This window comes from Streptomyces sp. NPDC003379, from assembly GCF_053589195.1.
Genome location: NZ_JBSFRK010000004.1, coordinates 32,360 through 46,714, shown reverse-complemented (window position 1 = coordinate 46,714; position 14,355 = coordinate 32,360). Strand labels below are relative to the sequence as shown.

At 71.5% G+C, this 14,355-nt stretch carries 18 protein-coding genes; 6 read left to right on the top strand and 12 right to left on the bottom strand.

Annotation, left to right across the window (positions count from 1 at the left end; genetic code table 11):
• The first annotated feature begins 36 nt into the window (after positions 1–36).
• Positions 37–300 carry a gas vesicle protein K gene (locus ACWDVB_RS05230; RefSeq protein ID WP_451514281.1) on the top strand — a complete coding sequence of 88 codons (264 nt, stop codon included), beginning with the start codon at positions 37–39 and terminating at the stop codon, positions 298–300.
• A 25-nt stretch (positions 301–325) separates the two neighbouring features.
• On the opposite strand, the gene ACWDVB_RS05225 is transcribed toward ACWDVB_RS05230, so the two are convergent.
• The 3 genes from ACWDVB_RS05225 to ACWDVB_RS05215 form a co-directional block, all read right to left on the bottom strand.
• Complete coding sequence (locus tag ACWDVB_RS05225) at positions 326–496, bottom strand: hydrophobic protein (protein ID WP_451514228.1); 171 nt, start codon at positions 494–496, stop codon at positions 326–328.
• A 42-nt stretch (positions 497–538) separates the two neighbouring features.
• Positions 539–1,378, bottom strand: coding sequence for a class I SAM-dependent methyltransferase (locus ACWDVB_RS05220; protein WP_451514229.1), 840 nt, complete (start codon positions 1,376–1,378; stop codon positions 539–541).
• 131 nt (positions 1,379–1,509) lie between these two features.
• The gene (locus tag ACWDVB_RS05215) at positions 1,510–3,003 is read right to left on the bottom strand and encodes a phosphatase PAP2 family protein (RefSeq protein ID WP_451514230.1); all 1,494 of its coding nucleotides are present in this window, start codon (positions 3,001–3,003) and stop codon (positions 1,510–1,512) included.
• Between the two features lie 88 nt (positions 3,004–3,091).
• Here ACWDVB_RS05215 and ACWDVB_RS05210 point away from each other — a divergent pair, with 88 nt between their 5' ends.
• The 4 genes from ACWDVB_RS05210 (at position 3,092) to ACWDVB_RS05195 (ending at position 6,744) form a co-directional block, all read left to right on the top strand.
• Entirely contained in the window at positions 3,092–4,711 is a 1,620-nt protein-coding gene (locus ACWDVB_RS05210) for an ABC-F family ATP-binding cassette domain-containing protein (RefSeq protein ID WP_451514231.1), read from the top strand.
• Positions 4,712–4,835: 124 nt separating this feature from the next.
• Positions 4,836–5,072: a DUF6158 family protein gene (locus tag ACWDVB_RS05205; protein ID WP_451514232.1), complete on the top strand. Its 237-nt coding sequence runs from the start codon at positions 4,836–4,838 to the stop codon at positions 5,070–5,072.
• Positions 5,069–5,653, top strand: a complete 585-nt coding sequence (locus ACWDVB_RS05200) for a TIGR03086 family metal-binding protein (RefSeq protein WP_451514233.1) — start codon at positions 5,069–5,071, stop codon at positions 5,651–5,653. The genes ACWDVB_RS05205 and ACWDVB_RS05200 overlap by 4 nt, the downstream gene beginning before the upstream one ends.
• Positions 5,654–5,718: 65 nt before the next feature.
• Complete coding sequence (locus ACWDVB_RS05195; RefSeq protein WP_451514234.1) at positions 5,719–6,744, top strand: Ppx/GppA phosphatase family protein; 1,026 nt, start codon at positions 5,719–5,721, stop codon at positions 6,742–6,744.
• 56 nt (positions 6,745–6,800) lie between these two features.
• On the opposite strand, the gene ACWDVB_RS05190 is transcribed toward ACWDVB_RS05195, so the two are convergent.
• The 9 genes from ACWDVB_RS05190 to wecB form a co-directional block, all read right to left on the bottom strand.
• Complete coding sequence (locus ACWDVB_RS05190) at positions 6,801–7,241, bottom strand: CBS domain-containing protein (protein ID WP_451514235.1); 441 nt, start codon at positions 7,239–7,241, stop codon at positions 6,801–6,803.
• 76 nt (positions 7,242–7,317) lie between these two features.
• Positions 7,318–7,464, bottom strand: a complete 147-nt coding sequence (locus ACWDVB_RS05185; protein ID WP_451611944.1) for a cytochrome P450 — start codon at positions 7,462–7,464, stop codon at positions 7,318–7,320.
• Positions 7,465–7,796: 332 nt separating this feature from the next.
• Positions 7,797–8,072: a hypothetical protein gene (locus tag ACWDVB_RS05180; protein ID WP_451514236.1), complete on the bottom strand. Its 276-nt coding sequence runs from the start codon at positions 8,070–8,072 to the stop codon at positions 7,797–7,799.
• Entirely contained in the window at positions 8,073–8,732 is a 660-nt protein-coding gene (locus ACWDVB_RS05175) for an acyltransferase family protein (protein WP_451514237.1), read from the bottom strand.
• Positions 8,732–8,989 carry an acyltransferase family protein gene (locus ACWDVB_RS05170; protein WP_451514238.1) on the bottom strand — a complete coding sequence of 86 codons (258 nt, stop codon included), beginning with the start codon at positions 8,987–8,989 and terminating at the stop codon, positions 8,732–8,734. Before ACWDVB_RS05170 ends, ACWDVB_RS05175 begins: the two co-directional genes overlap by 1 nt.
• Before the next feature lie 146 nt (positions 8,990–9,135).
• On the bottom strand, positions 9,136–10,341 hold the full coding sequence (locus ACWDVB_RS05165; protein ID WP_451514239.1) for an MFS transporter: 1,206 nt from the start codon (positions 10,339–10,341) through the stop codon (positions 9,136–9,138).
• Positions 10,342–10,504: 163 nt separating this feature from the next.
• Positions 10,505–11,758, bottom strand: coding sequence for an FG-GAP repeat domain-containing protein (locus ACWDVB_RS05160; protein WP_451514240.1), 1,254 nt, complete (start codon positions 11,756–11,758; stop codon positions 10,505–10,507).
• 18 nt (positions 11,759–11,776) lie between these two features.
• Positions 11,777–12,574 (bottom strand): hypothetical protein, encoded by a 798-nt coding sequence (locus tag ACWDVB_RS05155; RefSeq protein ID WP_451514241.1) that lies wholly within the window; start codon positions 12,572–12,574, stop codon positions 11,777–11,779.
• Between the two features lie 47 nt (positions 12,575–12,621).
• Positions 12,622–13,767 (bottom strand): non-hydrolyzing UDP-N-acetylglucosamine 2-epimerase, encoded by a 1,146-nt coding sequence (wecB, locus tag ACWDVB_RS05150; protein ID WP_451514242.1) that lies wholly within the window; start codon positions 13,765–13,767, stop codon positions 12,622–12,624.
• Here wecB and ACWDVB_RS05145 point away from each other — a divergent pair.
• Positions 13,740–14,249, top strand: coding sequence for an LLM class flavin-dependent oxidoreductase (locus ACWDVB_RS05145; RefSeq protein ID WP_451514243.1), 510 nt, complete (start codon positions 13,740–13,742; stop codon positions 14,247–14,249). The two genes, wecB and ACWDVB_RS05145, sit on opposite strands and share 28 nt — an antisense overlap.
• Positions 14,250–14,355: the final 106 nt, after the last annotated feature.

Genomic DNA, 14,355 nt, shown 5'->3' with positions numbered 1-14,355 from the left:
GAACGTGACCGTGTGGAACATGACCGTCGCAACCGCATGGACCTCGACCCCGACACCGTGGAGCGGGACCTGGTGAAACTGGTCCTGACCATCGTCGAACTCCTGCGCCAGCTCATGGAGCGCCAGGCCGTGCGCCGCTTCGACACCGGCGATCTGACCGAGGAGCAGGAGGAGCGTATCGGGCTGACGCTCATGCTGCTGGAGGACCGGATGGCGGAGCTGAGGGGGCGGTACGGGCTGCGGCCCGAGGACCTGAATCTGGACCTCGGGCCGCTGGGCCCCCTGCTTCCCAGGGAGTAGTGCTCACCCGGCGCTCAGGGGCCGGTCACCACCGGTACCAGCGGGACCTCGTGCCCGTGGCCGACGTGCTGCGCATCAGGAATCCGAGCAGCCAGACGACGAGCACGGCAATGGCGATCCACCAGAGAACCTTCACGGCGAAGCCCGCTCCGAAGAGGAGAAGGGCCAGCAGAAGGACCAGCAGAATGGGAACCATAGTGTGTACCTCCTGCTGACCGAGTGACCCCAACCCGCGTGTTTACGCCGTCGGTCGGGGAAAAGGGGCGTGCTGTTTCCGGCAGAGCAGCTCGCCGTGCAGCACCACGAACCACCCGTCCTCGTGGCCGCCCCACGCCCGCCACGCCGCCGCGACGGCCGCCAGCTGCTCCGCGTCCGCGTGCCCGCCCGTCACCGCCCGCTCGGCGTAGGAGGAGGCGACCGTGCGGTCCGCCCACATCCCGCTCCACCAGGCGCGCTCCTCCTCGGAGGCGTAGCACCAGGTGCCGGCGCTCGCGGTGACGTCCGTGAAACCGGCCTCCAGGGCCCAGGACCTGAGGCGGCGCCCCGCGTCGGGCTCGCCGCCGTTGGCGCGGGCCACCCGGAGGTAGAGGTCCAGCCAGTCGTCCATGCCCGGCACGTTCGGGTACCAGGTCATCGCCGAGTAGTCCGCGTCGCGGACCGCGATGACGCCACCCGGCTTGCAGACCCGCCGCATCTCGCGCAGCGCCCGCACCGGGTCGCCCACGTGCTGGAGGACCTGATGGGCGTGGACGACGCAGAAGGTGTCGTCGGGGTAGTCGAGGTCGTGCACATCGGCGACGGCGAAATCGACATTCCCCAGGCCGCGTCCGGCGGCCGTGGCGCGCGCCGTGCCGAGGATGTCCGGCGCGTGGTCGACGCCCGTGACATGGCCGTCCGGGACCAGCTCCGCCAGGTCCGCGGTGATGGTGCCGGGGCCGCAGCCGATGTCGAGGACCTTCATGTGCGGCTTCAGCGAACCGAGGAGGTACGCGGCCGAGTTGGCGGCGGTGCGCCAGGTGTGGGAACGCAGCACGGACTCATGGTGCCCGTGCGTGTAGACGGCGGTCTCCTTCGGCATGGCGCGAACTCCTCCAGGTGCGCTGCGTATGTGCTGAGGTACGCCGAACCGTACGCCGCCATGCCGAATAATGAGACCCGCGTATCAGTATCTGGTCATTCCTGTGGTCGCTCCCATGGTCACTCCTGTGGTCAGTCGGCGGCCGGGAGCGGGCGGTACACGGTGAGCGCCTCCGGCAGCTTGTCGATGACCAACGCGCCCTGCACACCGATGACTTCACCGTCGTACGCGGCCACCGTGCCGGGTCCGACGTCGTCCACCCGCAGACTGCGCAGCCGCACCGCCGCGGGACCGGCCAGCGCGGCCGCGAGCAGCCGCGCGCCCGGCTTGCGTCCGCCGTGCACGACGCGCACATCCAGCAGCCCGTCCGCCAGATCGAGCCGGCGCCCCGGCCCGAGCCCGAACCGGTGATACGTCCCGTTCCCCACCACGAGCAGCCACACCGCCCGCCTGCGGCCCCGGACCACGGCACTCATCGGCTCCGGCACCGACCCCGGCGCCCGCAGGGCGGCGACGGCGGCGAGAACGGCCGCGGGCCTCTCACCCAGACGATGGGCCCAGCGCTCCCGCCGCCGGACGAGCTCCGGGCGCACGCCGAGACCGAAGGTGTTGAGAAAGATCCCCTCGACCCGGCCCCCGGCGGCGCCGTCGTCCGGTGAGCTGAAGCGGCCCACGTCCACCGAGACCGCGGCGCCCTCCTCCACGGCGCGGCACATGTCGCGTGTCTCCTCGACGCCGATGTCGTACGCGAAGTGACCGAGGGTGGCGCCCGGCAGCACCGCGAGTGGCAGGCCGTGGCGCAGGGCGGTGTCGGCCGCGGCATTGACGGTGCCGTCGCCGCCGCATACCCCGAGTGCCCGCGCGCGGGCCGCCGCCTTCTCCAGCTCGGCGGACAGTTCGGCTCGTTCGCAGGTGATGACCTCCGCCAGAGGGAGGGCGGCGCGCAGGGCCTTCGTACGTTCGGCGGTGCGCGGCGCGGACTCGGCGACCAGGACCAGGCCCTCGCCGCCCGGCAGCGCCGGGGCGTCGGCGCGCGGCCTGCCCGGCGCCGGCAGCTGGGCGCGGGTCGGCGCGAGGCCGCGTACCGCGAAGGCGGCGCCCGCGCCGAGGGCCGCGCCCGCGAGGACGTCGCTCGGGAAGTGCACACCGGTGTAGACGCGGGACAGCGCCACCGCGCCCGCGACGGGCGCGACCCCGGCGCCCCAGCCCCGCGACTCCAGCGCCACCCCCGTGGCGAAGGCCGCGGCGGAAGCGGAGTGCCCCGAGGGGAACGACGTGGTGATGGGCTGCCGCTTCAGCTGCCGGATCAGCGGCACCGAGTCGAGCAGCGGCCGGGCACGCCGCACCGAGCGCTTGCCGAGCGTGTTGATGGTCGCGGAGGCCACCGCGAGCGAGGCGACCCCGCGCACGGCGGCGCGGCGGGCCCTCGGCGTGCCGGTCGCCGCGATCACCGCCGCCGTGCCGAACCAGAGCAGCCCGTGGTTGGCGCCGCGGCTCAGCCGGGGCAGGAGGCGGTCCGCGCCCGGCCAGTGCCGGGAGGCGACGGCGTCGAAGACCCGGCAGTCGAGGGCGAGCAGCCGGGCCCGCAGGCCGTCCTGACATGTGACGGAGACGTCTGTGGTCATACGCTCCAGGTACCCGGGGCGGTCGCGGCCACTACCGCCGGGGAAACCGGTTTGCCGTGGCGGCGGCCGGACACGGAGAATCCCGCCCATGGGACATCTGGAAGCCGCGCACCTCGAGTACTACTTGCCGGACGGGCGGGCGCTGCTCGGTGATGTCTCCTTCCGGGTCGGCGAGGGCTCGGTGGTCGCCCTGGTCGGGGCGAACGGCGCGGGCAAGACCACGCTGCTCCGCATGATCTCCGGCGAGCTCCAGCCGGACGGCGGCAGCGTCACGGTGAGCGGCGGCCTCGGCGTGATGCCGCAGTTCGTCGGCTCCGTACGCGACGAGAGCACCGTGCGCGACCTGCTCGTCTCCGTCTCCCACCCGAGGATCCGGGCGGCCGCGAAGGCCGTGGACGCCGCCGAGCACGCCATCATGACGGTCGACGACGAGGCCGCGCAGATGCAGTATGCGCAGGCGCTCTCCGACTGGGCGGAGGTCCAGGGCTACGAGGCCGAGACGCTGTGGGACATCTGCACCACCGCCGCGCTCGGCGTCCCCTACGACAAGGCCCAGTTCCGCGAGGTCCGCACGCTCTCCGGCGGCGAACAGAAGCGGCTCGTCCTTGAGGCACTGCTGCGCGGCTCCGACGAGGTGCTGCTCCTCGACGAGCCGGACAACTACCTCGACGTGCCCGGCAAGCGCTGGCTGGAGGAGCGGCTCAAGGAGACCCGCAAGACCGTCCTGTTCGTCTCCCACGACCGGGAGCTGCTCGCCCGCGCCGCCGAGAAGATCGTCAGCGTCGAGCAGAGCCCCGGGGGCGCCGACGCGTGGATGCACGGCGGCGGCTTCGGCACGTTCCACGAGGCCCGCAAGGAGCGCTTCGCCCGCTTCGAGGAGCTGCGCCGCCGCTGGGACGAGAAGCACGAGCAGCTGAAGAAGCTGGTACGCACACTGCGCCAAGCCGCCGAGGTCAGCCATGAAATGGCGTCCCGGTACCACGCGGCGCAGACCAGGCTCCGCAAGTTCGAGGAGGCGGGCCCGCCGCCCGAGCCGCCGCGCGAGCAGGACATCACCATGCGCCTGCACGGTGGCCGCACGGGCGTACGGGCCGTCACCTGCGAGGCGCTCGAACTCACCGGTCTGATGAAACCCTTCGACCTGGAGGTCTTCTACGGCGAGCGGGTCGCCGTCCTCGGTTCGAACGGCTCGGGCAAGTCGCACTTTCTGCGCCTGTTGGCGGGCGAGGACGTGGCGCACACCGGCGCCTGGAAGCTCGGCGCGCGCGTTGTGCCCGGCCACTTCGCGCAGACCCACGCCCACCCCGAGCTGACCGGCCGCCCCCTCCTGGACATCCTGTGGCGCGAGCACGCGCAGGACCGCGGCGCCGCCATGTCCCGGCTGCGGCGCTACGAGCTGACCGGCCAGGCCGAGCAGAACTTCGAGCGCCTCTCCGGCGGCCAGCAGGCCCGCTTCCAGATCCTGCTCCTGGAGCTGGAGGGCTGCACGGCCCTGCTCCTGGACGAGCCCACCGACAACCTCGACCTGGAGTCGGCCGAAGCCCTGCAGGAAGGTCTCGAAGCCTTCCAGGGCACGGTCCTCGCCGTCACCCACGACCGCTGGTTCGCCCGCTCCTTCGACCGCTATCTGGTCTTCGGCAGCGACGGCCGGGTCCGGGAGACCCCCGAGCCGGTCTGGGACGAGCGCCGCGTGGAGCGCAAGCGGTAGCCGCGGCCTTGCGTCGGCCGCGGCCTTCGCGCCGCGCGGCCGGAGCGGACGCGGTGCATGCTGGGGTAGTACGCGCCGAGCGGGTACCCGGGGGGCACCGGAGCGACGCGACAAGGAGCGATCCATGAGCAACGGAGTCGACCCGGGCCAGCTGGACGACCAGCAGCTCATCAAGGAGCTGGAGGCGATCCACCGGACCCGGCACACCACCCTGCTGCACGGCTCGGACGACGCCCTGCGGACCCACGGCGAGCGGATGGCGGAGCTGGAGGGCGAGTACGTGCGCCGCCACCCGCGCAGGTCGATCGCCCCCGGGCGGACCCGTACGGGCGCACGGGAGAGGGGAAGCGCGGACTCATGACGGACAGCACCGCCCCGCCCCTGCTCGACCGGCACGGCCAGGCGCTCGACCTCTTCACCGACCGGGTGCACGCCGTCCGCGCCGACCAGTGGGACGCGCCCACGCCGTGCACCGACTGGACCGTGCGCGAGCTGGTCAACCACCTCACGTCCGAGCAGCTGTGGGTGCCGCCGCTGGTCCGCGACGGCGCCACCGTCGAAGCCGTCGGCGACACCTTCGACGGCGATCTGCTCGGCCCCGATCCGGCCGTCTCCTGGGACACCGCGGCCGCCGCCTCCCGCGCCGCGTTCCGCGAGCCGGGCGCCCTGGACCGCACCGTCCACCTCACCTCCGGCGAGAGCCCCGCCACCTTCTACTGCGGCCAGATGACCACCGACCTGGTCGTCCACGCCTGGGACCTGTCCCGGGCGATCGGCGCCGACGAGACGCTGCCCGACGAGCTCGTCGACTTCGCCGTACGGGAGATCTCGCCGTACGCGGCGGAACTGGCGAAGAGCGGTCTGTTCGACCCCCCGGTGGAGCCGCCGCCGGACGCCGACGCGCAGACCAGGCTGCTGAGCCTGGTCGGCCGCCGGGTGTGAGAACGGCGGGCACGGCGCGGGCGGCGGCCGATTCCTTTCGTGCGCATCGGGGTACCGGATCTGCCATGAGAGTTGGCGTGGTGGACGTGGGGTCGAACACGGTGCGGCTCGTGGTCGCGGACGCGGACGGGCAGGTGCCGCTGCCCGTCCATACGGTGAAGCGCCGGCTGCGGCTCGCCCAGGACGTGGACCGCGACGGGCGTCTCGGCGACGAACCCGTACAGAGGCTGGTCGACGCGGTGCGGGACGTACGGGCGCAGGCGCGGCGGTGGGGAGTGGCGGAGCCGTTCGCCTTCGCCACGTCGATCGTGCGCGACGCCCCGAACCGGGCCGAGGTGCTCGACGCCGTGGAGGCCGGGACGGGGCTGCGGCTGCGCACCCTGACCGGTGAGGCCGAGGCGGAGCTGACGTTCCTCGCCGCCCGGCGGTGGATGGGCTGGCGCGCCGGACCGCTGGTGCTCTTCGACATCGGCGGCGGCACGTTCGAGGTGGCCTTCGGCCGCAGCCGCCTGCCCGACTACGCGGCGTCGCTGCCGCTGGGCGCGGGCCGCCTCACGCGGGACTTCTTCGACGGGCAGGACCCGCCGCGCGAACGGGACATCAAGGCCGTACGCCGCCAGGTCCGCCACCAGCTGCGGGACGTGGCCGCCCGGATCCGCTGGGAGATGCCGCACACCGCCGTCGCCACCTCGCGTACGTTCCAGCAGCTCGCCCGGTTGTGCGGCGCCGCGCCCGGGCGCTACGGCCCCTTCGTCCAGCGGGAGCTGGGCCGCGTCGAACTGGGCGCGGCGCTCAAGGAACTCGCGCTTCTGCCCGCCGACCGGCGGGCGCAGCTGCCGGGGATCTCGGCGGCCCGGGCGGGACAGTGCCTGGCAGGCGCGGTGGTGGCCCACACGGCGATGAAGCTGACCGGCATCGAAACCCTGACGGTCAGCCCGTGGGCGCTGCGGGAGGGCATCCTGCTGCGCTACATCGAGGACGGCGACGCGGCGTGGTGGACCAGGGAAGAAGCGAACGCCGCCGATGGCGACGGCGACGGTGACGGCACGCGCGACGACTCCACGCCGCTGCGGCTGGCCGCCTCGCCGTGACACCGGCCTGATCCACAGGGGACGGTGTCACGGCGAGGCGGGGCCGACCGGGTGACTCAGGCCTGATGGATGCCCGGCCAGCTGTCCGGATCGGCGCGGCTGATGTCGGCGAGGGCGGACGACGGGTCCTGGGAGAGCGCCAGATCGCCGAGGCTCACCATTCCCACCGGGTGGCCGTCCTCGACGACGGGCAGCCTGCGGACCGCGTGGTCGCGCATCAGACCGACCGCGTCCGACACGGCGTCGTCCGGCGCCACCACGACGGGGTTGGGCGTGCACACGGCCTGTGCGCTGACGGTCAGCGGATCGGCCCCGTCGGCCACGGCACGCAACGCGATGTCCCGGTCGGTGAGCACACCGACGACCTGACCGTCCGTGGCGACGAGCACGTCCCCGATGTCCTGGGCGCGCATGAGCTGCGCCGCTTCGACGAGAGAAGCGTCGGGGCGTACCGCCACGACGCCCGGCGTCATGACGTCCCTTACGAAAACAGCCATGGCTGAGCCCTTCCTGCAAGCGTTCGTCGGACATTCGTCGGGGTGACCCCGCCCGCAGTACCCCTGTGCCACAGGGCTATGCCTCGCTGCCGGACGAAGGGCAGATAGTGCTGCCACGCTGGTTCCGGGAGCCGAGGGCCACCGTCATCGTGGTCTCGGCGAGGTGCTCCCCGACGCACCGGTGGGGTCCGGTGCCCCACGGGAAGTAGGCACCGCGCGGCAGGTCCTGGCCTCCGGGGACCAGGCGTCCGGGTGGGGCGCGACGTCCTTGACGACGTTCCTGCGCAGCCGGCCGATCAGGCTGTGCTCGGGGGCCAGGCGGCCGTCGTCGACGGAGAGCAGCCGCCAGGGGGGCGCGGACCTGCCGAGGTGGTCGAGGGCGGTCGACTTGCCCACGTGATCGGGGCCGAGCACGACGCAGAAGGGCGGATGTCCGGCGCTCGGCGGGAGGTGGGCCTGCGGAGTGTGGGCATGCGGAGGCCGACGGTGTTGGGCGCCGGCCCCCGCTCGGCCCGCCTCAGCCAGGGGATGCGTGAGGCGGGCCGGTTCTTGGGCTCACTGGTCGACGGGTGACTTCTCCCGCTCGGCCTGTGGCGGGACCACGGGGAGTACCGGTACGTCGGTCGGCCGCGGGCGCGGCGTCCCGGCGGGGCGGGACGAGCGTCCCCAGCGGGTCATGGCGGGCCGCTCCACCAGGGTGAAGAGCAGCCAGGCGAAGAACAGGCTGGCGGCGGCGAACAGGACGGATATCCCGATGGCGCCCGGAGTCGACCAGGTCTGTTCGGCTCCGATGAGTTCGTGGCCGTAGTGCAGGACGAGGTCATGGACCATTTAGAAGGCGAAGGAGACCTCACCGAGCCAGATCATGACCCGTCCGCGGAACGGGGACCGGGCGCCGTCCACGTCCGCCTGGGCACCCGCGGCGATGACGAGCATGAGCGGTACGACGGTCACGGCGAGCATGCCGTAGATCGCCGGTACGAACATGACGGCGACGCAGGACGCCGCGAGCAGCGGGATGGCCGCGGAGAGCCGGACGGGGAGCCACTGGCCGGTGCGCACCAGGCGGGCCAGCAGGATGCCGAGGGTGAAGTCCAGCATCCTGACGGGCGGGAGGTTGTAGACGACGTAGGACTGCCGCAGCGGGATGTCCGCCCACGGAGCCAGCGGCCGCTCGGGGACGAAGAGCTGGACGCAGACCGGCACCAGCACGACGGCGGCCAGGACTCCGGCCGTCCACGCCCACAGGCGGTTGCGGGGAATGCGCAGGATGAGCCGGTGCAGGAGGGGGAAGGACAGGTAGAAGAGCGCTTCACAGGCCAGCGACCAGGCGGGGCGGTTGGTGCTGGAGAAGACGTTCGGGCTGGGGAACCACGACTGGATGAGCAGTGCGCCGGGCACGGTGTTGCCCCAGTTGAGCGCCTGCCCGCTCCACAGCAGGAGCAGGGCGCCGATCACCAGGGTGACCAGGTGGTTCGGGTAGATCTTCATCAGCCGTCGGCGCCAGAAGGCGCGGACCGTGTCGTGTCCTGCGGCCGCGCGGACCAGGTGAGAACGAAGCCGCTGAGGATGAAGAAGAAGCCGACGCCGACCCAGCCCAGGCGGTTGACGGTGTGCGTCAGCGAGTCGTTGACCTCGGGCTCGTCCCAGAGGTTCTCGATGGAGATATGGGCGAGGAAGACGAGCAAAGCCGCGATGAAGCGCATCCCCGTCAGTGAGGGCAGCCGTTTCTGCAAGTTGGACCCCACGGGTCGTCTCCAGTTCTCCTGCCGCCGTGCGGCGATACGCGATGGACGGGACGAGCAGAGGGAACGGGTTCTCCTCTGCTCCGTCTCCTTCTGCCAGGGTTCTGCCAGGGTTCTGTCAGGGGTTGGGAACTCGGCCCCCGCTGTGCCTAGTTGGACGCGGTGGCGGTGGCTGGTTCCGTGGCGGGGGCGGTGGCCGGGGTGGTGGCCGGGCTGCGGCGGCCGAGGGCCGCGGCGAGGAAGGCAAGCAGCAGACCGCCGGTGGTGAGGAGGGCGCCGACGCCGTTCACCGAGGCGTATCCCAGGCCGGCGCTGATGGTCAGGCCGCCGACCCACGCGCCGAGTGCCACACCGATGTTGAACGCGGCGATGTTGGCCGACGAGACCAGGGCGTTGGCGCCCCCCGCCTGCTTGATGATGTACATCTGCAGCGGTGAGAGCGTCGCGAAGCCCACGCCGCCGAGCAGTGCGAGGGTCGCGGCCGCGGCGGGCCGGTTGTGCGAGGTGAGCGTGAACAGGGCCAGCGTCGCCGCGAGTCCGGCGAGCACCACCAGGATGGTGGGCATCAGGGCCCGGTCGGCGGCCTTGCCACCGAGCAGGTTGCCGACCACCAGGCCGATGCCGAACAGGACGAGCAGCCAGCTGATGGCCCCGGAGCTGTAGCCGGCGACCTCGGTCATCAGCGGAGTGACGTAGGTGAAAGAGGCGTGCAGACCGCTGATGCCGATGGCGGTGATGCCGAAGGCCAGCCACACCTGCGGACGCCGAAAGGCGGCGAGCTGTCCGCGCAGTCGCTCCGTGGGGTCGGCCGGGGAGTACGGCACCAGCAGGGCGATGCCGATGAAGCCGATGAGGCCGAGGGCGGCGACCACCCAGAAGGTGGACCGCCAGCCGAACTGCTGGCCGAGCAGGGTGCCCATGGGCACGCCGAGCACATTGGCCAGGGTGAGACCGGTGAACATCAGGGAGATGGCGCGGGCCCGCTTGGCCGGTTCGACCATGTCGGCCGCGACCACGGTGCTGACGCCGAAGAACGCGCCGTGTGCGAAGGCGGACACGATGCGTCCGAACATCAGCAGCTCGTAGCTCTGCGCGACGGCGGACAGCAGGCTGCCCGCGATGAACAGGGCCATCAGCGCCAGCAGGATGACCTTGCGGGGCATGCGCGCGGTGAGAGCGGTGAGCGCGGGCCCGCCCACGACGACGCCGAGCGCGTATCCGGACGTCAGCAGGCCCGCTGTCGAGATCGATACGTTCAGGTCGCCGGCTACCTCGTTCAGCAGGCCGTTGATGATGAATTCGGTGGTACCGATCCCGAACGAACTGATGGCCAGGGCCAACAGGGCGAGGGGCATGGACAACCTCCTGTCAGGTGTGCCGCCGGGTGCGGACAACGGAGTAATAATTGCACACGCCTTATACCGGCCAACGCCGCTTACTGGATAACGCGTCTTACAGTCGCGTGCAAGCATGGATGGTGTGACGTGAGGTGCCGCGGGAGGGGGAGCGAAGGCTCCGCTACGGGATGTCGATCTCGTTGCGGTAGACCATGAGCTTGGCGTCCTTGGCCACGTAGTAGTTCTGGACCGAGTACGCGATGGTGGCGAAGTCGAGCCGGCCGTCGCCGTTGAAGTCGGCGGTGGCGATGCGGGCGACGGATTCGTCGGAGACCCGCCACTTGGTCCAGATGCCGTTCTTCAGGTCGACGGCCTTGTAGTACATGACCCCCTGCCACGGCCACGGGCCGCGCAGGGCGACCAGGAACTCGTCCTCGCCGTCGCCGTCGAAGTCGGCCGTGACGATCTGGTGGCCGGGGCCTTCACCGTTCTCGTTGGGGTCGCCGTAGACGTCGAGCAGGACGCGGTTCCACTCGACCTCGTCGGCCGGCCCGTCGGTGGCCTTCGTGTAGACGGCGACGGTGTTGCCGTGGAAGGGCTCGATGGCGGCGACGTACGCCATGGGATCGTCGCCCACACGGCCGACGTTGAGGTCGCCGCTGCCCCGGAAGCCGGTCTGCTCGAACTGCGTGAGCTCGCCGGTGCCGATGAGCTTGCGGATCCACTCCTGCTTGTCCGCGTCCCAGTACATCCACGTGACGCCCTCGTCGGAGGCGAGCAGCAGCGAGTCACGGTCCGAGCCCGGGATGAGGCCCTGCTTCTTCTCCGCCCCGTGGATCATCCGGAAGTGGGTGTCGTCGATGACCGTCATCGGCCACTCCTCGGCGCCGTGCACGTCGTCGGGCTGCGTGAACAGCACGACGGGGAGCACCGCGTGGACGTCCTCCTTGGCCACGATCGGCAGACCGATGATCTCCAGCCGCTCGTTCTGGGTGAAGTGGCCGACGCGCAGCCGGTGCATACCGGTGGTCCGGCCAATGTAGTGGCGCTTCCAACGCGACTCGTCCTTGTCGGGGCTGCCGGGGTTCTCCAGCCAGTCGATCTTTCCGCCGGCGTCGTTGGCGTCGTAGATGGTGCCGATGGGCCCGTACAGGTCGTAGCAGACGATGATGTCGGGGTGGCCGTTGCCGCTGACGTCCGCGTAGTCCGCGCCGACCGGCATCTTGATCCGGTCGGCGATCAGTCGCCGGGTCCACTCCTCGCCGTTCTGGTACCAGTAGATCTCGCCCAGGCTCAGGCCGTAGCCGAACAGGTCGGGCTTGCCGTCGTTGTCGATGTCGGGCGCCTCGAGCCAGTAGCCGTCGCGCAGTTGGTCGGCGACCGTCTCGGGGGTGAACTCGGGGGCGCGGAACGGGGTCGCGTCGGTGGGGGACATGGTCTTCTCCAGGACGTCTCAGCGGGCGGTGGCGTGGTATTCGACGGCGAGCCAGACGCAGTCGGTGTCGGCGCGGTACTGGTGCCAGGGGTAGCGGTACGAGCCGTCGGGCTCCCGGACGCAGAAGGGGTCCGGGGTGGTGTATCCGGGGCTCATCCGCAGGTCCTCGTAGAGCGTCGCGTGGTCCTGGGCGCGGAACTTCTGCATGCTGCCCAGCCCGTGGACCTGCGTGTGGACCTCGATGAAGTCATGCCGGTTGTGAATGGCGCAGTCGGTGCCCGCCGGCGCGAACCAGAGGTTCACCTTGATCCGGAACTCCTGCTCCCGATCCGGCAGTCGGCTCTGCTTGAGGACGTACGCGGGGTCGAAGCGGATCGTCCCCGCGTCGTCCTGCGGGCTGCGCCACAGGGGGGTGTCCCGAGGGAAGGGGGTTCCCTCGCCGGGCTGCGGGTCCCGCTGCGGGCCCTGCTTCGCGGCCTGTGCCGGCAGGTCGCCGAGGAGTCGCCACCCCGGTTCGTCGACGATCGGCGCCACGGGCACGTCGTCGTCCGTGCGCAACAGGACGAGGCCGTCGGCTCGTTCGATGACGGTGTCGCGCAGGATGGTGGACGACAGCGGTGGGATGCCCTTGCGTGGCTCCTCGGCGACGGGGACCGCGTCGACGCCCAGGTTGACGACGATGGCGGTGCCGCGCACGACGAAGTTCTCGGCGTCGCGTACCAGCGTGGCCTCGACATGCCGGCCCGAGAAGTTGAGCGGAGTCTCGGCGTTGCGGTCCTCGGCCGCGGTGCGGGCGAGGAGGGTGGGGTCGTTCACGGTCTGCTTCCCTTGTCAGTCGGCGTGGGCGCTCCGGGACGCACGGCTCAGGCGGGCGCGGCGGTGGGGGTGGCGGTCCGGGCCAGCTCCACCGACAGGTCGTCGATGGGAACGGCCGGAGCGAAGGACTCGGCAGCCGGGCCGTCACTGAAGTAGTGGGCGATGGCCTGGACGGTGCGCTCCGTCGCGCGGCCGTCGCCGTACGGGTTGGCGGCGGTGGCCATGCGGCGGTACGTCTCGGGGCTGCGCAGCAGTTCGGTCGTGGCCGCGACGATGCCGTCCCGGTCCGTGCCGACCAGCCGTGCGGTACCCGCCACGACGGCCTCGGAGCGCTCGGTCACGTTCCCCAGGACCAGCGTCGGCTTGCCCAGCGCGGGACCCTCCTCCTGTGCGCCGCTGCTGTCGGACAGGACGATGTCCGCGCGCCGCATGAGCTTGCTGAAGCTCAGATAGGGCAGCGGGTCGACCACGGTGATGTTCGGGTGGTCACCGATCTTCGGGAGCAGGGCATTGCGCACCGCGGGGTTGCGGTGCAGCGGCACGACGACGCGGACGTCGGGCTCCTCCGCCACGTCGACGAAGGCGTCCGCGATCTCGGGCAGATGCGGCCAGGCCTCGCGCCGGTGGGCGGAGGCGATGACGATGCGCCGGGTGTCCGTGTCGAGGTCCTCCAGCGCGGGGTCACCGTAGGAGGAGGACTGTCCGCTGGCCCACTGGAGGGCGTCGATGACGGTGTTGCCCGTCACCACGATGTCGTCGTCGGCGATCCCTTCCCGCAGCAGGTTGGTGCGGTTGCCGGGGGTGGGGGCGAGGTGCAGCACTGCGATCTGCGCCACGAGCCTGCGGTTGCCCTCCTCGGGGAACGGCGACCGCAGGTGCCCGCTGCGCAGTCCCGCTTCGACGTGGACCACGGGAATCTGGTGATGGAAGCCGGACAGCGCGGCGGCCAGGGTGGTCGCCGTGTCGCCGTGCACGAGGACGGCCTCCGCCGACAGGTCCTTGAACACCTCGCCGAGGCCGTGCAAGGACCGGGAGGTGACCTGGGACAGCGTCTGCTTCGGCGCCATGATCTCCAGGTCGATGTCCGGCTTGAGGGTGAAGGCGTCGAGGGTCTCGTCGAGCATCTGCCGGTGCTGTCCGGTCGAGATGACGATCGGGTGGAAGCGTGGGTCGTCCTGAAGCGCCCGGATCACCGGCGCGAACTTGGAAGCCCGGCGGACCGCCACTGTGGATCGCCCACTCCGGCCCGAAGATGCTGCGGCGGGCCGGGCGCGAACTCGACGGCTGGATGCCCACGTCCACCACTCCCGAGAAGTACGGCGAGGGCTGGCGGCAGGTGGCGGCGGCGCGTGACGAGGCCGGGCGGAGCGGTGACGCCGTCACCGGCGCCGTCTACCTGTCCGTCGCGGTGGACGACACGAAGCAGAGGGCGGAGGACACCCTGTCGTCGTACTTCGGCGCCTACTACAACCTGCCCCTCACCACCATGCGCACCACACAGGGCATCTTCGGCGGCACCCGCGACGAGGTCGCCGACTGGTTGGCGCGGTACGTCGAGAAGGGGGCCCGCCACCTCATCCTCCGGCTGCCCACCGACGAGCTGACGGAGCCGAAGTACCGGTCTGCCGTACACCGCACGGCCGAGGAGCTGCTGCCGCTCCTGCGCGAGCTGTGACCGGCCGTGTCGGCCGTGTCGGCCGTGTCGGCCGTGTCGGCCGTGTCGGCCGTGTCGGCCGTGTCGGCCGTGTCGGCCGTGTCGGCCGTGTCGGCCGTGTCGGCCG